Source organism: Pseudomonas sp. LA5, from assembly GCF_028640825.1.
Classification (GTDB): domain Bacteria; phylum Pseudomonadota; class Gammaproteobacteria; order Pseudomonadales; family Pseudomonadaceae; genus Chryseomonas; species Chryseomonas aestiva.
Map to the genome: position 1 here is coordinate 241,705 of NZ_JAQYZY010000037.1, position 26,176 is coordinate 267,880.

The following is a 26,176-nucleotide window of genomic DNA, read 5'->3' on the forward strand; positions in this document are numbered from 1 at the left end:
CAATTATATTTTCCAGGAGGCGCTATTCCCGGTAGATCATCTTGCGGGTCATGCCGCCGTCCAGGGTGATGGCCTCGCCGCTGATGAAACCGGCGTTGCCGCTCAGCAGCCAGGCCACGCAGGCCGCGACGTCTTCCACCGTCCCTACCCGCCCGACCGGATGCTGCTCGTGGTCGGCAGCGGACAGCGGCTCGGCCTCGCGGACATGGGCATCGCGCGCATCGATCCAGCCCGGAGAGAGCGCATTCACCCGCACTTCCGGACCCAGGCTGATGGCCAGGGCGTGGGTCAGGGCCAGCAGCCCGCCCTTGCTCGCGGCGTAGGCCTCGCCATGGGGCTCGGACTGCTGGGCACGGGTCGAGGCGATGTTGACGATGGCGCCCTGCTGCTCGCGCAGATAGGGTGCGCAATGCTTGGCCAGCAGCATGGGGCCGTCCAGATTCACCCCGAGCACCCTGCGCCATTCGGCCAGTGCCAGGCTTTCCAGCGGCTGGCCCTGGGCAGTGGCGAGACCGGCATTGTTGACCAGGGCATCCAGCCGCCCGAACTGGCCGATCACCTGGGCGACGGCGGACTCCACCTGACTCTCGTCAGCCACGTCCAGGGCGACGAACAAGGCGCGTTCGCCAAGGGCGGCGGCCACCTTGGCGCCGCGCTCCTGCTCGATGTCGGCCACTACTACCCGCCAGCCTTCGGCTACCAGCCAGGCGGCGATGCCCAGCCCGATCCCACGCGCCGCGCCGGTGACCAGGGCGACGCGCAATTCCACCGGCGCGAACGTCAGACTCATAGGGCCGCCAGTCCGCGGGCCAGGTCCTGGCGCAGATCACCCAGGTCTTCGAGACCCACGGCGATACGGATCAGGCTGTCGCGGATCCCGGCGTTGGCACGCTCGGCCGGCGACAGCCGCCCGTGCGAGGTCGTCGCCGGGTGGGCGATGGTGGTCTTGGTATCACCCAGGTTGGTGGTGATGGAGATCATCCGGGTGGCATCGATGAAGCGCCAGGCGGCGTCACGTCCACCGGCGACCTCGAAGCTCACCACGGCGCCGAAGGCGCTCTGCTGGCGGCACGCCAGCCCATGCTGCGGATGGCTTTCCAGGCCGGCGTAGTGGACCCGCTCGACGCCGGGCTGGCCTTCCAGCCAGCGCGCCAGCACCAGTGCGGTCTGGCTGTGCGCCTGCATGCGGATCTTCAGCGTCTCCAGGCCCTTCAGGAACAGCCAGGCATTGAAGGGGCTCAGGGTCGGACCGGCGGTACGCAGGAAACCCACCACTTCCTTCATCTGCTCGGCACGGCCGGCGACCACGCCACCCATGCCCCGGCCCTGACCATCGATGTACTTGGTCGCCGAATGGATGACGATATCGGCACCCAGCGCCAGCGGCTTCTGCAGCGCCGGGGTGCAGAAGCAGTTGTCGACCGCCAGCAGCGCACCCTGGGCATGGGCGATCTCGGCCAGGGCGGCGATGTCCACCAGCTCGGCCAGGGGATTGGACGGCGACTCGACGAAGAACAGCCGGGTATTGGGCTTGCAGGCCGCCTGCCAGGCGTCCAGATCGGCCAGCGGCGGATAGTCCACCTCGATGCCGAAACGCTTGAAGTACTTCTCGAACAGGCTGATGGTCGAGCCGAACACGCTGCGCGAGACCAGCACGTGGTCGCCGGCGCTGCACAGGCTCATGACCATGGCCAGGATGGCGGACATGCCCGAGGCGGTGGCCACCGCCTGCTCGGCCCCTTCGAGGGCCGCGATGCGGGTCTCGAAGGTACGCACCGTGGGATTGGTGTAGCGCGAATAGACGTTGCCCGGCACCTCGCCGGCGAAGCGCGCCGCGGCATCCGCAGCGGTCCGGAACACGTAGCTGCTGGTCAGGAACAGGGCTTCGCCATGCTCGCCTTCCGGCGAGCGCTGCTGCCCTGCCCGCACCGCCAAGGTCTCGAAGGCCGCGCCCTCGAGATCACTGTCCAGGCGTCCGGCATCCCAGTCTTGGCTCATGTGCAGCTCCTTAGTCGTTGTAGAGATCGATGATGGCGCTGACGGCCTTGTGCTTGACCTTGGCCGCGTCGTTGCGCGCCTGCTCGATCCGATTCAGATAGGCGGCATCGACGTCGCCGGTGATGTACTCGCCATCGAACACCGCGCAGTCGAACTGCTCGACCTTGGGTGCCTTGCGGGTGCGCACGGCTTCCTGCAGGTCATGCAGGTCCTGGTAGATCAGCCAGTCGGCGCCGATCAGCTCGCCGACTTCCTCGGTGGTGCGGCCGTGGGCGATCAGCTCGTGCACGCTGGGCATGTCGATGCCGTAGACGTTGGGGAAGCGCACCGCCGGAGCCGCCGAGCAGAAATAGACCTTCTTGGCGCCGGCTTCGCGGGCCATCTGGATGATCTGCTTGCAGGTGGTGCCGCGGACGATGGAGTCGTCCACCAGCATCACGTTCTTACCGCGGAATTCCAGTTCGATGGCGTTGAGCTTCTGGCGTACCGACTTCTTGCGCGCGGCCTGGCCGGGCATGATGAAGGTCCGGCCGATGTAGCGATTCTTGACGAAGCCCTCGCGAAACTTGACGCCCAGGTGGTTGGCGAGCTCCAGGGCCGCGGTGCGGCTGGTGTCCGGGATCGGGATGACCACGTCGATGTCGTGCTCGGGCCGCTCGCGCTGGATCTTCTCGGCGAGCTTCTCGCCCATGCGCAGGCGGGCCTTGTAGACCGAGATGCCATCGATGATGGAATCCGGACGGGCCAGGTAGACGTGCTCGAAGATGCAGGGCGCGTACTGCGGATTTTGCGCGCACTGGCGGGTATAGAGCCGTCCGTCTTCGGTGATGTACACCGCTTCGCCCGGTTCCAGGTCGCGGATCAGGGTGAAGCCGAGCACGTCGAGGGCGACGCTCTCGGAGGCGATCATGTATTCCACACCGTATTCGGTGTGACGCTGACCGAAGACGATGGGCCGGATGGCATTGGGGTCGCGGAAGCCGACGATGCCGTAGCCCGTCACCATGGCCACCACGGCATAGCCGCCACGGCAGCGCTCATGGACCTCGGAGACCGCGGCGAAGACGTCGTCCTCGGTCGGCTGCAGCTTGTTGCGCACCGCCAGCTCGTGGGCGAAGACGTTGAGCAGCACCTCGGAATCCGAATTGGTGTTGACGTGGCGCAGATCGGATTCGTAGATCTCGCGGGACAGCTGCTCGACGTTGGTCAGGTTGCCGTTGTGCGCGAGGGTGATGCCATAGGGCGAGTTGACATAGAACGGCTGCGCCTCGGCGGAGCTGGAGCTGCCGGCCGTGGGGTAGCGCACATGGCCGATCCCCATGCGGCCGACCAGGTGCTGCATGTGACGCTGCTGGAAGACGTCGCGGACCAGGCCGTTGTCTTTGCGCAGGAAGAGTTTACCGTCCAGGCTGGTGACGATACCGGCGGCATCCTGACCGCGATGTTGAAGGACGGTGAGCGCGTCGTATAACGACTGGTTGACGTTCGTCTTGCCCACGATACCTACGATGCCACACATGCGACGCGACCCCACTGTTTCAAGTGATGCGACGGCGAACCATCGCAGGATGACCCCGGCAGTGCGAGGCCTGGAAAACCGTTCAAGGAGCCTTGGGCCCCAGCTGTGGCAACAGTTGCAGACTGGGCATGGGCGTCGCGCCCAGCCATTGGCCGGCAAAGCCCAACAGCAGATTCTTCGACCAATCGGCCACCAGGAGAAAATGTGGAACCAGCACCGACTGCTGCCACCAGCCGTCCTGCTGGACCGGCCCCAGGCTCAGCAGCCCCACCGCCACGGTGGTCAGCAACGCACCGCGAGCGGCGCCAAAGGCCATTCCGAGAAAGCGATCGGTGCCCGACAAGCCGGTGACGCGGATCAATTCGCCAAGCAAGAAGCTCACCAGGGCGCCGACGAGCAGTGTCAGCACGAAGAGAATGACACAGGCGGCGATCACCCGTCCGGACGGCACCTGAATATAGTCCACCAGGTAATTGGACAGGGCCCCACCGAAGACCCAGGCCACGCCACCGGCCACGATCCAGGTCGCCAGTGACAACGCTTCCTTGACGAAGCCGCGCCTGAGACTGATCAGGCAGGAAACGATGACAACGGCGACGATCGCCCAGTCCACCCAGGTGAAGCCCACGGCAAGGTCCACTTACAAAAAGGCCCTGCATTCTAGCAGAGCCTTGTGACCGGGTTAACCGCGCTCCGGCTGAAAGCGGACGACGAAGCCCTTGACGCCATTCTGCTTGTTGAGCTGGTCGCGCAGGCGATCCGCCTCGCTGCGCTCTATCACCGGCCCGACGAAGACCCGGTTCATGCCGTCGGCGGTCCGTACATAGGCGTTGTAGCCCTGGCTGCGCAGCTTGGCCTGCAGGGCATCGGCGCTGGGCCGCGACGACAGGCTGGCGAGCTGGACCGACCAGCTGTTGGGCAGATTGGCCGCGCCCAGGCGCGAATCCGGCTTGGCCGCGGGTGCCGGGGCCGCCGCAGGTGCCGCCGGAGGACTGGCGACGGGTGCGCTGGCGGCGGGCGCCTTGGCGACCGGCGCGGCAGGCTGGGATGGCGCCGGCGCGGGGTTCGCCGGCGCATTCTGCGTCGGCGCCTGGCCGGAGGTGCCGGCGATCGGCGTCTGCGGCTTGCCGAGCGGCTTGGCCGGCTCGTCCGGCACCACCACCACCGGCGGCGCCTCGGGTGTCTGCACCGGCTGCACCTCGGTACTGGGCACCGTGGGTGCGGCCGGCTGGCCCGGCGCCTCGACCGCCACCTTGCGGGCATCGTCCTGGCGATTGAAGAGCATGGGGACGAAGATGATGATCAGCGCCAGCAGCACCAGCGCGCCGATGACTCTTTGCTTGAGCATGGGTTATGCCTCCGCGGATTCGGATGGGGAAGAGAGCTGCGCGAGGACCTCGGCGACACTGTAGAAGGAGCCGAACACCACCACCTCGTCGTCAGCCGCACTGGCGGCCAGTTGCGCCTCGAAGGCGGCCAGCAGCGAGGCATGGGCCTCGGCGCGCGCACCGCGCGCCGCCAGGAGAGTGGCCACCTCGGCACCGTCGCGACTGCGCGGGGTCGGCAGACTCGCCACTGCCCAGGTGGCGAACAGGCTTTCCAGGGGCGCCAGGATGCCGTCCAGGTCCTTGTCGGCCAGGACGCCAAACACCGCGCGCCGTACGCCGGCGACCGGTTTCATCGCCAGGCGGCGGGCCAGGTATTCGGCGGCATGGGGATTATGGGCCACGTCCAGCAGGACGCTGCGTCTCTGCCGTGCCCGCTCGACCTGACGGCGATCAAGCCGTCCGGTCATGCGCGTGGCCTGGAGCGCCGCCGCCATCTGCTGCGGCAGCCAGGGCTGTTCGAGCAACGCGTAGGCCTGCAAGGCCAGGGCGGCATTTTCCATGGGCAGATCGAGCAGCGGCAGGCCTGGCAGCGCCAGGTCATTGCCCTGGGCATCACGCCCACGCCAGAACCAGCCGGCACTCTCGATGCGCAGGTCGAAGGCTTCGCCGCGCAGCAGCAAGGGCGCGCCCAGGCGCTCGGCGGCGTCGATCAGCGGCGCGGGTGGCTCCAGATCGCCACAGAGGGCCGGCTTGCCGGCGCGGAAGATCCCGGCCTTTTCCACGGCGACGCTGTCGCGGGTATCGCCCAGCCATTCGGCATGATCCAGGCCGATGCTGGTGACCAGCGCCAGATCGGCATCGATCAGGTTGACCGCATCCAGGCGTCCGCCCAGACCGACCTCGAGGACGGCGACATCCAGCCGGGCACGCTCGAACAGCCAGAAGGCGGCCAGGGTACCCACTTCGAAATAGGTCAGGCTGATCTCGCCGCGGGCGGCTTCCACCGCGGCGAAGGCGGTGCAGAGATCGCTATCGCTGGCGAGGGTACCGTCCACGTCGACGCGCTCGTTGTAGCGCACCAGGTGCGGCGAGGCATAGACGCCCACCCGTTGCCCGCTGGCACGCAGCAGGCTGGCGAGAAAGGCGCAGGTGGAGCCCTTGCCGTTGGTACCGGTCACGGTCACCACCCGCGGCGCCGGCCGGGTCAGGCCCAGCCGCTGCGCGACCTCGCGCACCCGGTCCAGGCCCATGTCGATCGCCGACGGATGCAGCTGCTCGAGATAGGCCAGCCATTGCGCGAGGCTGCGCGAAGCCATCAGGCCGCCGGGACCGGCTGGTGCTGGAAGGTCGCCAGCAGGCGCGCCAGGCGATCACGCAATTCCTTGCGCGAGACGATGAGGTCGACGGCGCCGTGATCCAGCAGGAACTCGCTGCGCTGGAAGCCTTCCGGCAGCTTTTCACGCACGGTCTGCTCGATCACGCGCGGACCGGCGAAGCCGATCAGCGCCTTGGGCTCGGCGACGATGACGTCGCCCAGCATCGCCAGACTGGCGGAGACGCCACCATAGACGGGATCGGTCAGCACCGAGATGAAGGGAATGCCCTCTTCGCGCAGACGCGCCAGCACTGCGGAGGTCTTGGCCATCTGCATCAGGGAGATCAGGGCTTCCTGCATCCGCGCACCGCCCGAGGCGGAGAAGCAGATCAACGGGCAGCGCTCTTCCAGGGCCACGTTGGCCGCGCGGACGAAACGCTCGCCGACCACGGCACCCATGGAGCCGCCCATGAAGGAAAATTCGAAGGCGCAGACCGCCACCGGCATCCCCTTGAGGGTGCCGCGCATGGAAATCAGCGCGTCTTTTTCGCCGGTTTCCTTTTGCGCCGCGGTGAAACGGTCCTTGTACTTCTTGCTGTCGCGGAATTTCAGGCGATCCACCGGCTCCAGCTCGGTACCCAGCTCTTCACGACCCTCGGCGTCGAGGAAGATGTCCAGGCGGCGTCGCGCGTTGATGCGCATGTGGTGACCGCACTTGAGGCACACGTCCAGATTCTTTTCCAGCTCCGGACGGTAGAGGACCGCTTCGCAGGCCGGACACTTGTGCCAAAGACCTTCCGGCACCGAACTGCGCTTCACCTCGGACCGCATGATGGAAGGAATCAGTTTGTCGACCAGCCAATTGCTCATGCATCTCTCTCCACTTGCATGGGCTCCCAGCGTGGCCTGGGCCACGCCTTCCTTGAGCATCTGTAATAGGTTCGGCAGCGCCCGCTGTATCCCGGGCCGCTACCCTCTTGTCGCATGCCGGCTCCCGGGGAGCCGGACGTCAGACCCACCCGGGGCGGGTCTGCTTGAATATGTCGCAGGTGTGGACGGCAACCACCCGACGAGGGTCACATCAGGCGGTGGGCGCACCCCGCACGGCCGCCACGAATCGGGCGATCTCGGCGGCATCCTTGATGCCCTTGGCCTGCTCCACGCCGCCACTCACGTCCACCCCAAAGGGCCGGGACGCGGCGATGGCCGTGGCGACGTTATCCGCGTCCAGCCCACCCGCCACGATCAGTGGCAGCGACAGGTCCTGCGGCACCCGGGCCCAGTCGAAGGCCTGACCGGTGCCCCCGGGCACGCCGGCGACATAGGTGTCGAGCAACAGCCCGCGGGCGCCGGCATAGTCGCGCGCGACGGCGGCGAGGTCGATGTCCTCGCGCATGCGCAGGGCCTTGATGTAGGGACGGCGATACCGGGCGCACTGCGCCGGCGACTCGTCGCCATGGAATTGCAGGAGGTCCAGGGGCACGGCGTCGAGCGTCTCCTCGATCTCGCAGGGCGAGGCATCGACGAACAGCCCGACACTGGTCACGAAGGGTGGCAGCGCCGCCACGATCTGGCGGGCCTGGGCAGCGCTGACCGCCCGCGGGCTGCGCGCATAGAACACCAGGCCGATGGCATCGGCGCCGGCAGCCGCCGCGGCCCGTGCATCCTCGACCCGGGTGATCCCGCAGATCTTCACTCGAACGTTAGCCAAACCGGAATGACCTCGTTCCAAATCGGTGGATGTTAGCAGACCACCCGCGAAGCGTCAGCCTTGGGGGTCATCCAGCTCGGGGATATGCCCCAGGAACAGCGGACCCAGCGGCCGCTTCGGCACGGGCGTGCTCTCGGGATACTCGGCGTCCACCAGGTAGAGGCCATAGGGATGGGCGGTGACGCCACCCAGCCGCCGCTCGCGCGCGGCCAGGACCTCGCTCACCCACGCCACCGGCCGCTCGCCACAGCCCACCGCCATCAGCACCCCGGCGATGTTGCGCACCATGTGGTGCAGGAAGGCATTGGCGCGGATGTCGAGGACGATCAGCCGTCCGCTCTGCCAGAGACGCAGGTGGTGGATGGTCTTGATCGCCGACTTGGCCTGGCAGGCCTTGGCCCGGAAGGAAGTGAAATCATGGGTGCCGAGCAGTACCTGGGCCGCCTCGCGCATCGGTTCGATCCGCAGCGGACGGTGATTCCAGGTGACCTCCTCCGCCAGGTGCGCAGGTCGGATGGGATCGTTGTAGATCACATAGCGATAGCGCCGGGCCATGGCACTGAAGCGGGCATGGAATTCGTTGCTGACCGGCTTGACCCAGGTCACGCTGATATCCGACGGCAGATTGGCATTGGTGCCCATCACCCAGGCCTTGAGCGGCCGGGCGACGGGTGATTCGAAATGCACCACCTGGCCGGTGGCATGCACCCCGCAATCGGTACGCCCGGCGCAGTGCAGCGCGATGGGCGCCGCAGCGACCTCGGAAAGGGCGTCTTCCAGGGTCTCCTGCACGGAGCGCACACCCGGCTGCTGGCGCTGCCAGCCGCGATAGCGGGCGCCCTTGTATTCGACGCCCAGGGCGATGCGCTGCGGCGGAACGATGATCGTGGGGTCTAGAAAATCCAAGACGACGGCCAGGCAAAAAAAAGGGGAGGCAGCTTATAGCGCCTCCCCTCCTCTGCCAAGTCCGGCCAGCCTTAGCTGAGCTGGGCGATGATCTCCCGGGCTTCCTGCTGCTGCCCGGCATTCCCCTCAGCAATCACCTCGTCGAGGATGTCCCGGGCACCTTCCGGATCGCCCATGTCGATGTAGGCGCGCGCCAGATCCAGCTTGGTGGCGGTTTCGTCTTCGCCGGACAGGAAGTCGAAGTCGTCCAGACCGTCGCTACCCGCCGTGCCACTGGTGGTCTCCGCATCGAACTGGCGCGAGGCCTCCTGCAGGCGGGCGGCGAATTCCTCGTCGCTTTCGCGCTTGGGCGCCGGTTGCTCGTCGTCGAAGTCGGAGAGGTCGAAACTTGCGGGCAGCTCGGCGTCGGCCGCCGGCGGCGTGGGCGCATCCAGTGGCTCGTCGAAGGCCGAAGCCGCACTGGAACCCGCGGTCGGCTCGTCATGCGCCAGGTCGCCCTGCCGCTCGAATTCGCTGAAGTCCAGGGCGAAGTCATCGTCCTTGGCAGCTGGAGTCGCCGCAGGTGTGGCAGCGGGTTCGGCATCGAAATTGAGATCGAAGTCAAAATCGTCGCGCGGGTCGGCCGCCTTGGCCTGGGCATCGGCGAAGGCTTCGCCGAACAGGGGTTCCTCCGCCGGACCGGCAGGCTGATGACCCTGGATATCCTCGCTGCCGAAGTCATCCAGGGACAGATCGAAGTCCTGGCTGTCCTCGGTGGCCGTGAAGCCCTGGTTGCGCGATTGCTCCTCGCTCAGTTCGTGGGCGGCGGCCAGCGCGGCGGCCCCGACCGCAGCCGAGGCGACCGCGACGGTGGCCATGGCCGGATAGCGCGACTTCAGGTGCTCCACCGCCGGCTGGGCGCCGCCGATCTCCTTGAGTTCGCGCTCTTCGCGCTGGAAGCCGTCCTTGTCGCCCATCTCGGCATAGACTTCCATGAGCTTGAGGCGCAGATCGGCGCGATGAGGTTCCTGGTCGCTGGCCTTCTTGAGCACCTCGGCCGCCTGGCTGAAGCGGCCATAGGCCATGTAGATGTCGGCCTGACCCAGGGCATCGTCCTGGGCGTCGGCGTCACGCGCCGCGTCCTGGCTGCCCTGGTTCAGCTCCAGCCCGGCGAGGGCATGGTGATCGCCCAATTCGGGATCGGCGTCGAACACGGTGTCGGTGCGCGCAGCTTCGGCGTCACGCTCGCGCTCGGCCTCCTTCACCGCGTTGCGGCGCGAGTTGATCATCAGCAGGACCAGCAGGGCCAGCAAGGCGCTGCCGCCGATGATGCCGAGCCAGAGCGGATTGCTGAGGATCTCGTCGAGGAAACTGTTGGTGGCCTCGGTCGGCTCGGTCGCCGGGGTGCTGGGCGTGACCGGGATGACCTTGGGCTCGCTGGCCGCAGGCGGCGCCGCGCCGGTACCCGCCTCGCTGGCCGGCGGCGAGGTGGTGGGTGCAGAGGCGTCGACCGGAGCGACCGGCGCGGCGGCGGTCGCTTCCTGGGGCGTGGGTGCGGGGGTGTTCTCGGCCGGCGCAGGCGTCACCGGAGCCGCCGCTTCGGGCGTCGCCGGCGGCTGGGCCGGCTGACCCGCGGCCTGGGGATTGGCCATGTTGGCCTGCATCCGCGCCAGCTGGGCGTCCTTGAGCTGCATGATCTTCTGCAGCTTGTCGAGCTGCGACTGCAGATCGCCCAGACGACTCTTGAGTTCTTCGTTCTCGCGGCGGGTGGTGTCCAGGCTTTCCTGGGTCACCGCCAGGCGATCGGCCAGGGACTGATCACCACCCTTGCCACCGGCGGATTCGCCCGCGCGGCCGGCAGGCTGACCGGAGAGTAGCTTGAGATTGTCCTTGGGGGCGGCAGGCGTCGAGGCCTCGTTGCCACTCGGCTGGGCGGAAGCATCCACCTGCCGGCGCGGCGTCCCGGCAGGCGCGCCGTCGCCGCCCTGCTTCCAGGCACGGGTCTGGCGGGCGATCTCGGCCACCGCCTCGCGCTGGGGACGCGTTCCGGCCTGGGCCTGATCGGGCAGGCGCAGCACCTGGCCGCTCTTCATCAGGTTGATGTTGCGATCAATGAAGGCGTCGGGATTCAGATCCTGGATCGCCAGCATGGTCTGGTCGACGGTGACGCTGGCGGCCGGGCGATTGCGCGCCGCCACTTCCCAGAGGGTATCGCGCCGCTCGGTGGTATAGGTGCCCGGTGTCTGGGTCGCGCTCGGTGCTGGCGCGGCAGGCGGCGTGGCCGGACGCGGTGCGCTCGGCGTGTTGGCGCGCGCTCGCGGCGTGGCCGGCATCTGGGGCGCGAACGGCGCTGCCGCAGCCTGGGGGGTATAGAGCGGCGGATCCAGCAGCACGGTGTACTCGCGCAGGATCCGGCCACTCGGCCAGTTCACTTCCAGCAGGAAGTTGAGATAGGGCTCGCGCACCGGACGCGCCGAGGTTACGCGGATGACGGTGCGCCCGTTGCGCACCTCCGGGGTGAACTTGAGATCGTTGAGAAAGAAGGCACGGTCGACACCGGCCTTGCCGAAATCCTCGACGGACGCCAGATTGGGGCGCAACTCGGCGGTACCGAGGTCACGCAGGTCCGACAGATCGATGGTGGCATCGAAGGGCTGATTGAGGGCCGAATTGAGGTGGATCTCCCCCAGGCTGAGGGCCTGGGCCGCGCCAGACATCAAGGCGCTCGCCGCTGCAATTGCCCGCACCAGTTTCTGAACTCGAACCATGACCGTCCCTTTTTAGAAGCTGTCGATCGCGCCACCGTGCGGGCGCCTGTGTCCATCGCTGCGTGCCACGTCCACTGCCCTTTTGCTCAAGCCAAAAGAGCGAAGCATTTCACGAAGTATCTTTTAGGCCGACTGTTTAAGCAACAATTCGGCCAGCTGAACGGCCGTCAGTGCCGATAATCTGACATTGTCCGCCACCAGCCAGCATTCCAGCCGCCGGGCATCCCGCGGATGCAGCCTCACCCGTCCCACCAGCACCTCTTCCCGGCCCAGGGCATCGCCCACGGCAGACGGGCAATCGAGTTCTTCGTCGAGCGCCAGGCCCGGCTCGTCACCCAGGGCCTCCAGCACCTGCTCCAGCTGCCAGGGCGCCTGGGCCCTCAAGCTGAGCGCCAGGCTGTCGCCAAAGAACACCGGCGCCTGCACGGCAGTGACGTCCAGCACCGGCAAGCGCGCTCCCAGCACCTGCTGACATTCGTCCAGCAAACGATGTTCCTGGGCAGTATAGCCATCCGCTGTCGCTGCGCCGGTGCGACCGAGCAGATTGAAGGCCAGCTGTCCTTCGAACAGCCGCGCCTCGACCGGTCGACCGTTGAGCAATTCAGTGGCCTGCCGCGCCAATTCCTCGACGCCACCACGGCCGGCGCCGGAGGCGGCCAGGCACGCCGTCAGGGAAGCATCATGGAGTGTATTCAAGCGAGCGAGCACGGCTGCCACGCTGGCGGCCGCCTGGGCGGCTGCCAGGGGAACACCGAGCCAGGCGGCGGCCGGGAGCTGGTCGAGGCGGTCGCCATTGATGCGTGGCAGCACGGACAGCGCGGCCGAGGCGCCGCTGAGATCAAGCACGGCGCAACCGGCAGCGACCAGTTGCGGCCGCAGGGTTTCGACCACGGCGGCCGGCGCGGCCAGGATCACGATGCCGACCTGGGCGAAATCGAAGCCGTCGAGGCCGGTGACGCGCAGATTGCTGCCTCGGAAGGGCAGATTCTGCCCCGCCGACTCACCGCTGGCGAGCAGGTGCAGGCGCCCGAGGGGCACGTCGCGTTCGTCGAGGAGTTCGCGAATGGCTTCGCCGTAGGCACTGGTGGCACCGACGAGGGCGATATCTCTGGCAGTCATGATGGGACGGTCCGCAACGAAAGAGGGCCGCACTTTACTGGCGGCCCTCCTCTATAAGCAAACGTTTAGCCGTCGGCTCACTGCTCCAGCAGGATGCGCAGCATCCGCCGCAGCGGCTCCGCGGCGCCCCACAGCAGCTGGTCGCCCACGGTGAAGGCGCCCAGGTACTGGGAACCCATGTTCAGCTTGCGCAGCCGGCCGACCGGTACGCTCAGGGTGCCGGTGACGGCTGCTGGCGTGAGGTCGCGCATGCTGACCTCGCGGTTGTTCGGCACCAGCTTGACCCAGGGATTGTGCTGACTGATCAGACCGTGGATGTCGGACAGCGGCACATCCTTGTTCAGCTTGATGGTCAGCGCCTGGCTGTGGCAGCGCATGGCGCCGATGCGCACGCAGATACCGTCCACCGGGATGGGATTCTTGAAGCGACCGAGGATCTTGTTGGTCTCGGCCTGGGCCTTCCATTCCTCGCGGCTCTGGCCGTTGGGCAGTTCCTTGTCGATCCAGGGGATCAGGCTGCCGGCCAGGGGGACGCCGAATTGCTCGGTGGGGAAGGCTTCGCTGCGCAGGGTCTCGGCGACCTGGCGGTCGATATCGAGGATGGCGCTGGCGGGATCGGCCAGGCTGTCGGCCACGGCGGCGTGGGTCGCGCCCATCTGGCGGATCAGCTCGCGCATGTTCTGCGCACCGGCGCCAGAGGCGGCCTGGTAGGTCATGGCGCTCATCCAGTCCACCAGACCGGCTTCGAACAGCCCGCCCAGGGCCATCAGCATCAGGCTGACGGTGCAGTTGCCGCCGATGAAGTCCTTGCGGCCATCGGCCAGGGCCTGGTCGATGACGCGGCGATTGACCGGGTCCAGCACGATGACGGCGTCATCCTGCATGCGCAGGCTGGAGGCCGCGTCGATCCAGTAGCCTTTCCAGCCGGCCTGGCGCAGCTTGGGGAACACCTCGCTGGTGTAGTCGCCGCCCTGGCAGGTGAGGATGACGTCGAGGGTCTTGAGCTCGTCGATGCTGTAGGCATCCTTGAGCGGCGCCACGCCCTTGCCAATGGCCGGGCCTTCGCCGCCAACGTTGGAGGTGGTGAAGAACACGGGCTCGATCAAGTCGAAATCCCGTTCTTCGAGCATGCGCTGCATGAGCACGGAGCCCACCATGCCACGCCAACCGATCAGACCTACACGTTTCATCGCTACTGCACCTTTATTGTCTTGAGGACGGCCGCCTCCCCCGGCGGCCGATCAGATTAACGCCTTGCGAGGGCGGCGACCACTGCTTCGCCCATCTCGCGGGTACCGACCCGCTGCTTGCCTTCCGACCAGATGTCACCGGTCCGCAGCCCCTGGTCCAGCACCTGGCCCACCGCCGCCTCGATGGCCTCGGCCGCCGCGGCGGCGCCAAAGGTGTACCTGAGCATCATGGCCACCGAGAGGATGGTCGCGAGGGGGTTGGCCACGCCCTGGCCGGCAATGTCGGGTGCCGAGCCGTGGCAGGGTTCGTACATGCCCTTGTTGTGGGCATCCAGGGACGCCGAGGGCAGCATGCCGATGGAACCGGTCAGCATCGAGGCTTCGTCGGAGAGGATGTCGCCGAACATGTTGTCGGTAACGATGACATCGAACTGCTTGGGTGCGCGGACCAGCTGCATGGCGGCGTTGTCGACGTACATGTGGCTGAGTTCGATGTCCGGATAGTCCTTGGCCACCTCCTCCACCACTTCGCGCCACAGGCGGCTGGACTCGAGGACATTGGCCTTGTCCACCGAACACAGCTTGCCGCCACGCAGACGGGCCATGTCGAAGCCGACGCGAGCGATGCGACGGATCTCGCCTTCGCTGTACGGCAGGGTATCGAAGGCCAGGCGCTCGCCGTTCTCCAGCACCCGGGTCTCGCGCGGCGAGCCGAAGTAGATGCCGCCGGTCAGCTCGCGGACGATGAGGATGTCCAGGCCGGAGACCACTTCCGGCTTGAGGGTCGAGGCCTCGGCCAGTTGCGGATAGAGGATGGCCGGGCGCAGGTTGCCGAACAGGCCCAGCGCGGAACGGATCTTCAGCAGGCCACGCTCGGGACGGATGTCGCGTTCGAGCTTGTCCCACTTGGGACCGCCCACGGCGCCCAGCAGCACGGCATCGGCGGCGCGGGCGCGCGCCAGGGTCTCATCGGCCAGGGGCACGCCGTACCGGTCGATGGCGGCGCCGCCCAGGTCGTCATGGACCAGTACGAAGCCGAGGTCATGGTCGCGGTTGACCACTTCCAGCACCTTGACCGCCTCGGCCATGATTTCCGGACCGATGCCGTCGCCCGGCAGGATGAGGATCTGCTTGCTCATTGTCTTTTCCTGTCTCACATCAGATGGGCTGAGCCCAGAGAACCATGACGTCGACGGTGAAGGAGCCGTCGCGGTCGATTTCGAAATACTGGCGCACTTCCTGGCCGATCTTGCTTTGCAGGCTGCGAATGGCCTGGCACTGCGGCTCGGGGGTACGCATGCGCGCGGTCCAGCTGGCGAAGTCCAGGCGCAGGCGCTGGCGACGGCAGCGGGTCACGCCCAGCCGGGCCATATCCAGCAGGCGGTGCCACTCGGCGAAGGAATAGTTACGCACGTGGCTGATGTCGCGCAGGATTTCCACCGTCTGCAGATAGGTATCCAGGCGCGGATTGGCCGGCGAGATCACGTCGATGATGGCCATCTCGCCACCATGGCGCAGCACCCGGCGCACTTCGCGCAGGGCCGCGCCGATGTCGCGCCAGTGGTGCGCCGAATAGCGGCTGAAGACGAAGTCGAAGCTGGCATCACCGAAAGGCAGGTGCTCGGCCATGCCGGGCTGGACGCTGATGTTGTCCAGGCCCTGCTCGGCCGCGCTGCGCTTGACCACCGAGAGCATTTCCTCGGCCAGATCCAGGGCGATCACCTGCCCGGCCACCGGCGCCACGTTGTAGCTGACGTGACCGCCACCGCACCCGAGATCCAGCACCTTGGCGCCTTCCCGCTGAGCCACGGCGTCGCGCAGCTCGAGGAGCTCGGCGCCCTGGGCATGGACGGCACTGGTCAGATAAGCCTCGGCGGTGGCGCCGAATTGCTGCTGTACGTGTTGCTCGTGGTCACCGCTCATGGAGCCTCCGGAAAGAGCGCCGGCCGCGCGGGCCGGCGACTGGGTTCAGGCGCTGGGGAACATCCAGGGACTGCTCTGGCGATAGCGGGCTTCGAAACTCCCGATGGCGTCGGCATCCTGCAGGGTCAGGCCGATGTCGTCCAGGCCATTGAGCAGGCAGTGCTTGCGGAAGGCGTCGATCTCGAAGGACAGCGCCACGCCATCGGGACGGCGCACGGTCTGGCTTTCGAGATCGACCACCAGCTGGTAGCCCTCGTTGGCTTCGACCTGGCGGAACAGCTCGTCGACGTCCGCATCGCTGAGGATGATCGGCAACAGACCGTTCTTGAAGCTGTTGTTGAAGAAGATGTCGGCGAAGCTCGGCGCGATCACCGAACGGAAGCCGTAGCCATCCAGGGCCCAGGGCGCGTGTTCGCGGCTGGAACCGCAGCCGAAGTTCTCACGGGCCAGCAGGATGCTGGCGCCCTGGTAGCGCGGCTGGTTGAGCACGAATTCGGGATTCAGCGGCCGCCTGCTGTGGTCCTGGCCGGGCTGGCCGACGTCCAGGTAGCGCCACTCGTCGAACAGGTTGGAGCCGAAGCCGGTGCGCTTGATCGACTTGAGAAATTGCTTGGGAATGATCTGGTCGGTGTCGACGTTGGCGCGATCCAGGGGTGCGACCAAACCGGTGTGCTGGGTAAAGGCTTGCATGGTCAGGCTCCTCAGGCGTTGGCGAAGTCGCGGACGTCGACGAAACGACCGGCGATGGCGGCAGCGGCGGCCATCGCCGGGCTCACCAGGTGGGTACGGCCACCGGCGCCCTGGCGGCCCTCGAAGTTGCGATTGGAGGTGGAGGCGCAATGCTCGCCACTCTCCAGGCGGTCGGCGTTCATCGCCAGGCACATGGAGCAGCCCGGCTCACGCCATTCGAAACCGGCTTCGATGAACACCTTGTCCAGGCCTTCGCGCTCGGCTTGCGCCTTGACCAGGCCGGAGCCGGGTACCACCAGCGCCTGCTTGAGGGTGGCGGCCACCTTGCGGCCCTTGGCCACGGCGGCGGCGGCGCGCAGGTCCTCGATGCGAGAATTGGTGCAGGAGCCGATGAAGACGCGATCCAGCACGATGTCGGTGATCGGCTGGTTGGCCTTGAGGCCCATGTACTTCAGGGCGCGCTCGATGGAGCCGCGCTTGACCGGATCGGCTTCGCGAGCCGGGTCCGGCACCTGCTGGTCGACGGCCAGAACCATCTCCGGCGAGGTGCCCCAGCTGACCTGCGGCTTGAGCTGAGTGGCGTCGAGTTCGACCACGGTGTCGAAGTGGGCGTCGGCATCGGACACCAGGCCACGCCACTGGGCAACGGCGGCCTCCCAGACGGCACCGGTGGGCGCGAAGGGACGGCCCTCGACGTAGTCGATGGTGGTCTGGTCCACCGCCACCATGCCGACCCGGGCACCGGCCTCGATGGACATGTTGCAGATGGTCATGCGGCCTTCCATGGACAGGGCGCGGATGGCGCTGCCGGCGAATTCGATGGCATGGCCGTTACCGCCGGCGGTGCCGATCTTGCCGATGACCGCGAGGACGATGTCCTTGGCGGTGACGCCAAAGGGCAACTCACCCTCCACCTTCACCAACATGTTCTTCATCTTCTTGGCCACCAGGCACTGGGTGGCGAGCACGTGCTCGACCTCGGAGGTGCCGATGCCATGGGCCAGGGCTCCGAAGGCGCCGTTGGTGGAGGTGTGGGAGTCACCGCAGACCACGGTCATGCCGGGCAGCACGGCGCCCTGCTCCGGGCCGATCACATGGACGATGCCCTGGCGGACGTCGTTCATCTTGAACTGGGTGACGCCGAAGTCGTCGCAGTTCTCGTCAAGGGTGCGGACCTGAATGCGCGAGATCTCGTCCTTGATGGAATCGAGGCCTTCCTTGCGATCGGGGGTGGTCGGCACGTTGTGATCGGGGGTCGCCAGGTTGGCGTCCAGACGCCAGGGCTTGCGGCCGGCCAGACGCAGGCCTTCGAAGGCCTGGGGCGAGGTCACTTCGTGGATGATGTGGCGGTCGATGTAGAGCAGCGCGGAACCGTCGTCGCGCTGCTTGACCAAGTGCATATCCCAGAGTTTGTCGTAGAGCGTCTTGCCAGCCATGGGTGGATTCCTCATCAGGCGTGGAACGGCACGGGCCTTTGCATGCCCTTGGTGCTTGTGGGGTCAAAGATACCGCGTTAGGCTCGCATGAAACAAATTCATCTTTTTCATGAAGCGCATAACCAATAGGAATTCGACGTCTTGGACCTCGCCAATCTGAACGCCTTTGTCGCGGTGGCCGAAACCGGCGGTTTCTCCGACGCTGGCGAGCGCCTGCACCTGACCCAGCCGGCGGTGAGCAAGCGCATCGCGGCCCTGGAGCTGCAGCTGGGGCTCCGACTGTTCGATCGCATCGGCCGCGAGGTCAGCCTGACCGAGGCCGGACGCGCCCTGCTCCCCCGCGCCTATCAGATTCTAGACGTGATCGATGACACCCGGCGGGCGCTGACCAATCTCAATGGTGCCATCGGTGGCCGGCTGACGCTGGCGACCAGTCACCACATCGGCCTGCACCGGTTGCCGCCGATCCTCAGGCGCTTCACCCGGGACTATCCCGACGTCGCCCTGGATATCCGCTTTCTCGATTCGGAAGCCGCCTACGACGAAATCCTGCATGGGCGGGTGGAGCTGGCGATCATCACCCTGGCGCCCCAGACCGCGGCGCCGATCAAGGCGGTGCCGGTATGGAGCGATCCCCTGGACTTCGTGGCAGCGCCCGAACATCCGCTGGCGAACCAGGCGGAGGTCACCCTGGCCGATGTGGCGCGGCATCCGGCGGTGTTTCCCGGCGGCAATACCTTTACCCGGCTGATCGTGCATGGATTGTTCGATGCCCAGGGGCTGATACCCAATATCGCCATGAGCACCAACTACCTGGAGACCATCAAGATGCTGGTGTCCATCGGCCTGGCCTGGAGCGTGCTGCCGCGGACCCTGCTGGACGATCAGGTACGCCGGCTGCCGCTGCCGGGGATTCAGTTGGAGCGGCGCCTGGGGTACATCCGGCATACCGAGCGCACCCATTCGAATGCGGCGCAGGCGTTCATGGGATTGCTGGATGAGGTGGAGCGGGCATAGTGAGCCGCGTTTGATGGCCCGGTTAACCGTAGCGTGGAAAACGGCGCAGCCTTTTCCACCCGGGTGTTCGTTGGCGAAAAGCGCCCTCACCCCAACCCTCTCCCGCAGGGAGAGGGGGCTGGCCGAGCGGGCGCTCGACTCCATCAGGCGCAGGTTGGGCTGAGGAGGCTTTATCCTCGAGGTCCAACAGTGGGGGGGTTGGCTTGGCCTTGTTGGGCTTCGCTTCGCTCAACCCAACCTAGGGTGCCGACAGGAACGTATCAGCCCTTCTTGAGCTTTTTCAGGCGCTTCTTCGACTTGTCGATGACTTCCTTGCGCTCGCGGTCCTTCAACTCCTTCCAGCCCTTGATCTCTGAGCGTTTGCGGCCACATCCCTGGCAGACGTCGTCTTTGATCTTGCACTGGCTGATGCAGGGACTTTCGACCTTACCCACGGCAACCTCGGAAATGAAAAGGGCCCTGCAGTATAACCACCGCAGGGCCCTGTCCAGCGCCATCCGGCAGGATGGCGGGCTATGGGGGCGATTTAGAAAACCGCTTGAACCTTCAGGCCGCCCACCACGGCATTGTCGACCTCACGCACGCCACCCGGGCTCTTGATGTACTGGAGGTTGGGGCGCACGGTCAGCCAGTTGGTCACGTGCACGCCGTAGTAGATCTCGGCGTCGTACTCGTTGTGCTGCAGGGGCGTGTAGGCCGGATCATCGTAGTCGGTGGCACCGGCGGCCTGGTTGAGGGCGCGCTGGTTGTCGCGGAAGTCGCTGTTAGTGCTGATGCGCGCGACGCCGAAGCCGATGTCATCCTTGGGACGACCGTCGAAGGGGCCCTTGTACACCAGACCGGCCTGGACGTAGTTGCTGACCTTGTTGACGTCCTTGGCATGGGCGGTGAAGTTGGCGAACACCGACAGGCCGCGGCTCGGATCATCGTTGTGCGCGGTGATCTGCTGACGCGCCACGACCCAGTAGCCGTGCTTGCTGGAGTGCTCCTTGTAATCCAGCCCGGTAAGGGCCGCGGAGTTGCCGTTGACGTCTTCGTAGACGTCGTTGGCATCGGCGGTGCTGTAGTAGTAGCCGACGCGGTATTCGCCCGGCAGGCCGTTGACCTTGGGCGACCAGACCATTTCCACCGGCAGGACCGCACCCTTGGTGCCGCTGCCGTTGAGCTTGAAGCCGTTGCCGGTTTCCAGCAGCGACGGATTCTGCTCGTAGGCACCGACCTGGACGAACAGCTCGGGGGTCAGGCTGTACTTGACGCGCAGGGCCCACTGGCTGACCGGCCAGTTGTACCAGACGCCTTCCCAGTTGCCGACCTGGGAACCGCAGAACGCCAGGTTCTGGAAGTCGCACTCGAAGGAGTTGAAGTCCTCGCCTTCGCCGAAGCGACCGGCCTTGATGTCCAGACGGCCATCGAAGAAGCCCTTGGACAGCCACAGCTGGGTCAGACGCCAGGTCTGGCCACGGCCATAGACTTCCTGCACCGAGGAGTAGCCGCCCACGCGCGGATCGGTGATGCGGTCATCGGTCAGGTTGCGGCCGTCACGGGAGGTGATGGCCAGCTTGAACACCGAGTTTTCCCAACCCGCGATCTTGTTCATGTCGCCCCAGAGGCCGAACATGTACTGGGAGCTCCAGCGCCCGGTGCGATCGTCGTCGTAGCCGCCACGCAGGTTGGTCGCGCCCTCGCCGACGTATTCGAGCTTGATGTCCCAGCCCTTGTCGCGCAGGTCCTTGCGCACGCCACCCCAGTCACCGGTCATGGTGTTGCCCAGCGGCTCGAAGGCGGCCTCGGTGTTGTTGACGCCACTGAAGTTGCCACCCGGATTGGCCTGGGGCGCCGCCTGGGCACCCGCGGCGACCGCCAGGGCCAGCAGCGACACCAGGGGCAGTGCGCGCCCCGGACGATTCTTGTGGTTTTGCTTGTTCATTACTGAGATCCCTTTTTATTGAAGTGATGACACCTTGGGCCCGAAACCCGCGTCTCTAATACTTAGAAGCTGTAAACGATCTGCTGTGCGTCGGCCAAACGGCGTTGAAAAGGCCTTCGAAATGCTCATTTAGCATTCGTAAACTGCGCTTTCTCAGGCCTTTTCGCCTGGTTTGGCTCTAGCTCGCGAGATCGTGTACAGCTTCTTACGGCAGGACGTTGAGGACTTCGTAACAGGCACCCATGGTGTGGTAGTCGACCTTGCCGGCCGGACTCTTGTCGTCGGAGTACTTGTGGTTCCGACGGTCGAGCAGGCGCCACCACGCACCGTGCTCGTGATCGATGAAATGCGTCCAGCTGTAGCGCCAGAGCGCCTGATAGTGTTCCCAGTAGCGGGCCTCGCCACTGCGCTCGGCGAGCAACGCGGCGGCGGCCAGGGCCTCGGCCTGCACCCAGAAGTACTTGTCCGGATCGCAGGGTGAGCCATCCGGGGCGAAGCCGTAGTAGAGACCGCCGTGCTCGCCATCCCAGCTCAGGCGCCAGGAGATATCGAACAGCGCCTGGGCCCGTGGCAACAGCCAGGGCTGGGGGCGATGGCGTTCGAGGATCAGCAGCAGCTTGGCCCATTCGATCTGGTGCCCCGGCTGGAAACCCCAGGGCCGGAACAGGTTGGCCGGATCGTCGCGGTTGTAGTCCCAGTCGATGGACCAGTCGCTGTGGTAGTGCTCCCAGACCAGGCCACCGGGGACCTCGTCGGCCACCCCGCCCTGGCCCAAGGTCAGCGCGGCCTGGCGCTGGGTCATGTTGCGCGCCAGCGTCTCGGCGCGATCCAGGTAGCGCACCTCGCCGCTGGCTTCGAAGGCGGCCAGCAGGGCTTCGCAGGCGTGCATGTTGGCGTTCTGGCCGCGATACGGCGCCACGGTCTGCCAGTCGGCGCTGATCTCGTCGACATAGAGGCCATCGGCTTCACGCCAGAAGTGGGTCTCCAGGGATTCCCAGGCTTCGCTCAGCCAGTTGCGCGCTTCCTGGATGCCCGCCTGCAGGCCGTGGGCGTAGGCCAGCACCACGAAGGCCAGGCCATAGCAGTGATTGGTGCCATCCACAACGGTGTCGCCGTCGAGCAGCCAGGCATAGCCGCCGTTGGCCTGGCGATGCCGCTCGCGCAGGTATCTCAGGCCGTGGCGGGTCGCGTCCAGAAAGGCCGGATCGCCATAGTGCCGGTAGGCCATGGCGAAATCGAAGACGAAGCGGGTGCTGGAGACCAGGTGGCGGGTCTGGCGATCGTAGACCGTGCCGTCGTCCTTGAAGAAATGATAGAAGCCGCCCTGCGGATCGACACAGCGGGGATGGTAGAACGCCAGGGTATGGCGGACGTGCTCCAGCAGGGTGTCGCGACGACGAAAATCGGGGAAGTCCATCGGGTTTCCTTGGCGGCTATTGTTGTTGTGGAAAAACGGTCTAGTGAGGGCTCACCTGCAGCAGGGCTTCGACATCGGCACGGGTCGGCGCATAGGCGCCGGCATGGCGGCAGGACACCGAGGCACTGGCCGCGGCGAATCTCAGGCGCTGCTGCAGGTCGGTCAGGCCCAGCAGGCCGGAGGCCAGCCAGCCGGCCATGCAGGCATCCCCGGCACCCACGGTGTCGGCCACGTCCACGGCGATGGCGGCCTGTTGCCACTCGCCTTCCGGCGTATAGAGCACCAGGCCGTGCTCGCCGCGGGTGAATAGGATGCGGGCATGGGGATTGAGGGCGCGCAATTCGTCCAGCGCGGCGCGCTCGTCCAGGCCCGGATAGATCTGGCGGATGTCTTCGTCGGATAGCTTGATGTCGTCGGCCAGGCGCACCAGCTCGGGGAAGGTCTGCTGGCGATAGCGATCGTCCATCAGGTTGCGCCAGTTGGGATCGTAGCTCAGGCGCTTGCCGGCAGCCTTGGCCTGGCGGGCCAGGTCCAGCAGGGTGTCGGCCAGCGGATAGCGGGCCAGGCTGATGCAGCTGAAATGGCAGACCTCGGCGGCCTCCAGCCAGCCTTCGGGCAGCAGCGCCGGGTCGAACTGGAGATCGGCTTCGCCGGCGAAGAAATAGCGCGGCGGACGGCTCGACGGCACGATGGCCACCAGCGGATCGGCGGCGACGCGCTGCAGGAAGCGGGTATCGAGGCCGGCGGTTTCCGACTGCCAGGCGATCTCGTCACCCAGGCCGTCCTGGCTGATGGCGCCGCCGAAGGCGCTTGCCACGCCCAGCCGGGCCAGGCCACGCGCCACGTTCCAGGGGGCACCGCCCGGATAACCCCGCCATTCGCCAGGATTACCCTGGACGATGTCGGTGAGGGCTTCGCCAAAGACCACGACGCGGGGTAGTGCCATTGTTGTTCTCCTGTCTGTCACGGCGGCCGGAGGAGCACTCCTGGCCTCTGGTAGGGCCGCAACCCGACGTCAGGCGCGGCGGCGGGCGGACCTTACCATTGCTGTAACGTTTCAGCCATGAGCTACGTTCAAGAAAGTCGGCGACCGCTCGCAGGATCAAACAGCACCGCCCGTCGCGAATCGATCCGCCACAGCACCTGGTCGCCGGCCCGCGGCGCCTCGCCTGGAGCGACCCGGCAGCAGACCTTGGTGCCGTTCCATTCGGCATACAGCAGGGTGTCGGGACCGGTCGGCTCGACCACCTGGATCCGCGTCAGGATGCCTGGCACCGCGTTGTCGGCCGGATGCGCCGACTGGATCTGCTCTGGACGCACCCCAAGGATAGCCTCGCGTCCCGCGAGCGCCGGATCCAGATCGGGCAAATCCACCTGGCTGTCGCCGGTATCGCCGGTGACGCGGGCAACCACCCTGCCCTCGCGCGCTTCCAGGCGCACCGGCACGAAGTTCATCGGCGGCGAGCCGATGAAGCTGGCGACGAAGAGATTGGCCGGGTTGTTGTAGATCTCCTCGGGAGTACCGAACTGCTGCACCTCGCCATCCTTCATCACCGCGACGCGATCGCCCAGGGTCATGGCTTCGATCTGGTCGTGGGTGACGTAGACGGTGGTGGTCTGCAGGCGCTGGTGCATCAGCTTGATCTCGGTGCGCATCTCCACCCGCAGCTTGGCGTCGAGGTTGGACAGCGGCTCGTCGAACAGATAGAGCTTGGGCCGGCGCGCCAGGGCGCGACCCATGGCTACCCGCTGCTGCTGGCCACCGGAGAGCTGCGCCGGCTTGCGTTCGAGCAGGTGCTCGATCTGCAGCAGCTTGGCGACGCGCGCCACCTCGGCGTCGATCTGCTCCCTGGGGGTCTTGCGGATCTTCAGGCCGAAGGCGATGTTCTCGCGCACGGTCATGGTCGGATACAGGGCGTAGGACTGGAACACCATGGCGATGTCCCTGTCCTTGGGCTCGACCTGGGTGACGTCCTCGCCGTCCAGGCAGATGGCGCCGCTGCTGATGTCTTCCAGGCCGGCGATGGCGTTCATCAGGGTGGATTTGCCACAGCCGGAGGGGCCCACCAGGATGAGGAACTGACCCGCGTCGATGCGGATGTCGATGCCCTTGAGGGCTTCCTGGGCGGCGTTGCCGTAGGTCTTGCGTACGCTTTTGAGTTCGAGAGCTGCCATGGTGGCCTTCCTTATCCTTTGACCACGCCCGAGGTCAGGCCCCGGACGAAATACTTGCCAGCGAAGATGTAGACCAGCAGCGTCGGCAGCGCGGCGATCATGGCGGCGGCCATGTCGACGTTGTATTCCTTCGCGCCGGTGCTGGTGTTGACCAGGTTGTTCAGGGCCACGGTGATGGGCTGCGACGAGCCGCTGGCGAACACCACGCCGAACAGGAAGTCGTTCCATACCTGGGTGAACTGCCAGATCAGGCTGACCATCACGATCGGCGTGGACAGCGGCAGCAGGATCTTGAAGAAGATGGTGAAGAAGCCCGCCCCGTCCAGCCGCGCCGCCTTGATCAGGGCATCGGGGATGCCCACGTAGTAGTTGCGGAAGAACAGCGTGGTGAAGGCCAGGCCGTAGATCACGTGCACCAGCACCAGGCCGGCGGTGGTGTTGGCCAGGCCCAGCTGGCCGAGGGTGAAGGACATCGGCAGCAGGATCACCTGGAAGGGAATGAAGCAGCCGAACAGCAGCAGGCTGAACAGCAGATTCGAACCGCGGAACTGCCACTTCGACAGGGCGTAGCCGTTGAGCGCGCCGATGAAGGTGGAGATGAGCACCGCCGGGACGGTGATCATGAAGGAGTTCCAGAAGTAGCTGTGGACCACGTCCCAGGCCTTGAGCCAGCCGATGATCGTCCAGTCCAGGGGCAGGCTCAGCAGGTTGCCGGTGCGAACGTCGTCCGGGGTCTTGAAGCTGGTCAGCAGCATCACCAGCAGCGGCACCAGATAGACCGCGCAGGCGATAATCAGGGTGGCGTGGATGGCCACGCGATTGACGTTCAGAGCCTTAGCCATTTCGCTTGCTCCGCAATTCCGAGTAGAGGTAGGGCACCAGCACCGCCAGCACCGCGCCGAGCATCAGCACCGCACTGGCGGACCCCAGGCCCATCTGGCCGCGGGTGAAGGTGTGCTGGTACATGAACACCGCCGGCAGGTCCGAGGCGTAGCCGGGACCGCCCGCGGTCATGGCCATGACCAGGTCGAAGCTCTTGATGGCGATGTGGGCGAGGATCATCACCGCACTGAAGAACACCGGCCGTAGGCTGGGCAGGACGATGCGCAGATAGATGGTCGGCAGCCCTGCCCCGTCGACCTGGGCGGCTCTCAGGATGGAGGAATCCACGCCGCGCAGACCGGCGAGGAACATGGCCATGACGAAGCCCGAGGCCTGCCAGAGTGCGGCGATCAGCAGGCAGTAGATGACCCGGTCGGGATCCACCAGCCAGTCGAAGCGAAAGCCTTCCCAGCCCCAGTCGCGCAACAGCTTGTCCAGCCCCATGCCGGGGTTGAGCAGCCACTTCCAGGCAGTGCCGGTGACGATCATCGATAGCGCCATGGGATAGAGGTAGATGGTGCGGATGAAGCCTTCGCGGCGGATGCGCTGGTCCAGCAGGATGGCGAAGAAGACGCCGATGGCCAGGCTCAGCAGGATGAACAGGCCACCGAAGATCGCCAGGTTCTTGCAGGCCACCAGCCAGCGATCGTTTTCCATGAGTCGCGCGTACTGGGCGAAGCCGGCGAAGTTGTAGCTGGGCAGGAAGCGCGAGTTGGTAAAGGAGATCACCGCCGTCCACAGCATGTAGCCATAGAGACAGACGACCATGGCGATGGCCGTGGGCGCCAGCACCAGCTTGGGAAGCAGGCGCTGCAGCCGGTCCGGGCGTCGACTGACGGTCGCGACGGGAAGGGTTTCGGTAAGAGCCATGGGGCG

24 protein-coding genes are annotated in these 26,176 nt (G+C 66.3%); 1 reads left to right on the forward strand and 23 read right to left on the reverse strand.

Annotation, left to right across the window (positions count from 1 at the left end):
• Positions 1 to 22: 22 nt before the first annotated feature.
• The 16 genes from PVZ72_RS13130 to leuC all read right to left on the reverse strand — a co-directional run bounded on the left by PVZ72_RS13130 (position 23) and on the right by leuC (position 17,882).
• Positions 23 to 790 carry an SDR family oxidoreductase gene (locus PVZ72_RS13130; RefSeq protein WP_273862132.1) on the reverse strand — a complete coding sequence of 256 codons (768 nt, stop codon included), beginning with the start codon at positions 788 to 790 and terminating at the stop codon, positions 23 to 25.
• A complete protein-coding gene (locus tag PVZ72_RS13135) occupies positions 787 to 1,998 on the reverse strand; it encodes an O-succinylhomoserine sulfhydrylase (protein WP_273862133.1) in 1,212 nt (403 codons plus the stop codon). Before PVZ72_RS13135 ends, PVZ72_RS13130 begins: the two co-directional genes overlap by 4 nt.
• A gap of 10 nt (positions 1,999 to 2,008) precedes the next feature.
• Positions 2,009 to 3,517 (reverse strand): amidophosphoribosyltransferase, encoded by a 1,509-nt coding sequence (gene purF, locus PVZ72_RS13140; protein WP_133860853.1) that lies wholly within the window; start codon positions 3,515 to 3,517, stop codon positions 2,009 to 2,011.
• An 82-nt stretch (positions 3,518 to 3,599) separates the two neighbouring features.
• A complete protein-coding gene (locus PVZ72_RS13145; RefSeq protein WP_273862134.1) occupies positions 3,600 to 4,145 on the reverse strand; it encodes a CvpA family protein in 546 nt (181 codons plus the stop codon).
• Positions 4,146 to 4,199: 54 nt separating this feature from the next.
• Entirely contained in the window at positions 4,200 to 4,865 is a 666-nt protein-coding gene (locus PVZ72_RS13150; RefSeq protein WP_273862135.1) for an SPOR domain-containing protein, read from the reverse strand.
• 3 nt (positions 4,866 to 4,868) lie between these two features.
• A complete protein-coding gene (folC, locus tag PVZ72_RS13155) occupies positions 4,869 to 6,161 on the reverse strand; it encodes a bifunctional tetrahydrofolate synthase/dihydrofolate synthase (protein ID WP_273862136.1) in 1,293 nt (430 codons plus the stop codon).
• A complete protein-coding gene (gene accD / locus PVZ72_RS13160; RefSeq protein ID WP_133860856.1) occupies positions 6,161 to 7,030 on the reverse strand; it encodes an acetyl-CoA carboxylase, carboxyltransferase subunit beta in 870 nt (289 codons plus the stop codon). The genes folC and accD overlap by 1 nt, the downstream gene beginning before the upstream one ends.
• Before the next feature lie 211 nt (positions 7,031 to 7,241).
• Positions 7,242 to 7,871 carry a phosphoribosylanthranilate isomerase gene (locus PVZ72_RS13165; RefSeq protein WP_187979518.1) on the reverse strand — a complete coding sequence of 210 codons (630 nt, stop codon included), beginning with the start codon at positions 7,869 to 7,871 and terminating at the stop codon, positions 7,242 to 7,244.
• Positions 7,872 to 7,925: 54 nt separating this feature from the next.
• Positions 7,926 to 8,777, reverse strand: a complete 852-nt coding sequence (gene truA, locus PVZ72_RS13170; protein ID WP_187979519.1) for a tRNA pseudouridine(38-40) synthase TruA — start codon at positions 8,775 to 8,777, stop codon at positions 7,926 to 7,928.
• Positions 8,778 to 8,848: 71 nt separating this feature from the next.
• A complete protein-coding gene (locus PVZ72_RS13175; protein ID WP_273862137.1) occupies positions 8,849 to 11,524 on the reverse strand; it encodes a FimV/HubP family polar landmark protein in 2,676 nt (891 codons plus the stop codon).
• A gap of 123 nt (positions 11,525 to 11,647) precedes the next feature.
• The gene (locus PVZ72_RS13180; RefSeq protein WP_273862138.1) at positions 11,648 to 12,643 is read right to left on the reverse strand and encodes an aspartate-semialdehyde dehydrogenase; all 996 of its coding nucleotides are present in this window, start codon (positions 12,641 to 12,643) and stop codon (positions 11,648 to 11,650) included.
• A 77-nt stretch (positions 12,644 to 12,720) separates the two neighbouring features.
• Complete coding sequence (gene asd / locus PVZ72_RS13185) at positions 12,721 to 13,833, reverse strand: aspartate-semialdehyde dehydrogenase (protein ID WP_133860861.1); 1,113 nt, start codon at positions 13,831 to 13,833, stop codon at positions 12,721 to 12,723.
• Positions 13,834 to 13,889: 56 nt separating this feature from the next.
• Positions 13,890 to 14,972 (reverse strand): 3-isopropylmalate dehydrogenase, encoded by a 1,083-nt coding sequence (gene leuB / locus PVZ72_RS13190; protein WP_273862140.1) that lies wholly within the window; start codon positions 14,970 to 14,972, stop codon positions 13,890 to 13,892.
• A 19-nt stretch (positions 14,973 to 14,991) separates the two neighbouring features.
• Positions 14,992 to 15,756, reverse strand: coding sequence for a class I SAM-dependent methyltransferase (locus tag PVZ72_RS13195; RefSeq protein WP_187979523.1), 765 nt, complete (start codon positions 15,754 to 15,756; stop codon positions 14,992 to 14,994).
• Positions 15,757 to 15,801: 45 nt separating this feature from the next.
• Positions 15,802 to 16,446, reverse strand: a complete 645-nt coding sequence (gene leuD / locus PVZ72_RS13200) for a 3-isopropylmalate dehydratase small subunit (RefSeq protein WP_273862141.1) — start codon at positions 16,444 to 16,446, stop codon at positions 15,802 to 15,804.
• 11 nt (positions 16,447 to 16,457) lie between these two features.
• Positions 16,458 to 17,882, reverse strand: a complete 1,425-nt coding sequence (leuC, locus tag PVZ72_RS13205) for a 3-isopropylmalate dehydratase large subunit (RefSeq protein ID WP_133860865.1) — start codon at positions 17,880 to 17,882, stop codon at positions 16,458 to 16,460.
• A 141-nt stretch (positions 17,883 to 18,023) separates the two neighbouring features.
• Here leuC and PVZ72_RS13210 point away from each other — a divergent pair, with 141 nt between their 5' ends.
• Entirely contained in the window at positions 18,024 to 18,899 is an 876-nt protein-coding gene (locus tag PVZ72_RS13210) for a LysR family transcriptional regulator (protein WP_273862142.1), read from the forward strand.
• Positions 18,900 to 19,159: 260 nt separating this feature from the next.
• Here PVZ72_RS13210 and PVZ72_RS13215 read toward each other — a convergent pair whose 3' ends face one another.
• The 7 genes from PVZ72_RS13215 to PVZ72_RS13245 form a co-directional block, all read right to left on the reverse strand.
• On the reverse strand, positions 19,160 to 19,333 hold the full coding sequence (locus PVZ72_RS13215) for a DUF1289 domain-containing protein (RefSeq protein WP_082900493.1): 174 nt from the start codon (positions 19,331 to 19,333) through the stop codon (positions 19,160 to 19,162).
• A gap of 92 nt (positions 19,334 to 19,425) precedes the next feature.
• On the reverse strand, positions 19,426 to 20,826 hold the full coding sequence (locus tag PVZ72_RS13220) for a carbohydrate porin (protein WP_133860867.1): 1,401 nt from the start codon (positions 20,824 to 20,826) through the stop codon (positions 19,426 to 19,428).
• Between the two features lie 205 nt (positions 20,827 to 21,031).
• Positions 21,032 to 22,243 (reverse strand): AGE family epimerase/isomerase, encoded by a 1,212-nt coding sequence (locus PVZ72_RS13225; protein ID WP_273862143.1) that lies wholly within the window; start codon positions 22,241 to 22,243, stop codon positions 21,032 to 21,034.
• A gap of 40 nt (positions 22,244 to 22,283) precedes the next feature.
• Complete coding sequence (locus PVZ72_RS13230) at positions 22,284 to 23,189, reverse strand: carbohydrate kinase family protein (protein WP_187979527.1); 906 nt, start codon at positions 23,187 to 23,189, stop codon at positions 22,284 to 22,286.
• A gap of 128 nt (positions 23,190 to 23,317) precedes the next feature.
• Positions 23,318 to 24,418: an ABC transporter ATP-binding protein gene (locus tag PVZ72_RS13235; protein WP_158895354.1), complete on the reverse strand. Its 1,101-nt coding sequence runs from the start codon at positions 24,416 to 24,418 to the stop codon at positions 23,318 to 23,320.
• Positions 24,419 to 24,429: 11 nt separating this feature from the next.
• Positions 24,430 to 25,260, reverse strand: a complete 831-nt coding sequence (locus PVZ72_RS13240) for a carbohydrate ABC transporter permease (RefSeq protein WP_007158674.1) — start codon at positions 25,258 to 25,260, stop codon at positions 24,430 to 24,432.
• A complete protein-coding gene (locus tag PVZ72_RS13245) occupies positions 25,253 to 26,170 on the reverse strand; it encodes a carbohydrate ABC transporter permease (RefSeq protein ID WP_058792075.1) in 918 nt (305 codons plus the stop codon). The genes PVZ72_RS13240 and PVZ72_RS13245 overlap by 8 nt, the downstream gene beginning before the upstream one ends.
• Positions 26,171 to 26,176 lie beyond the last annotated feature (6 nt).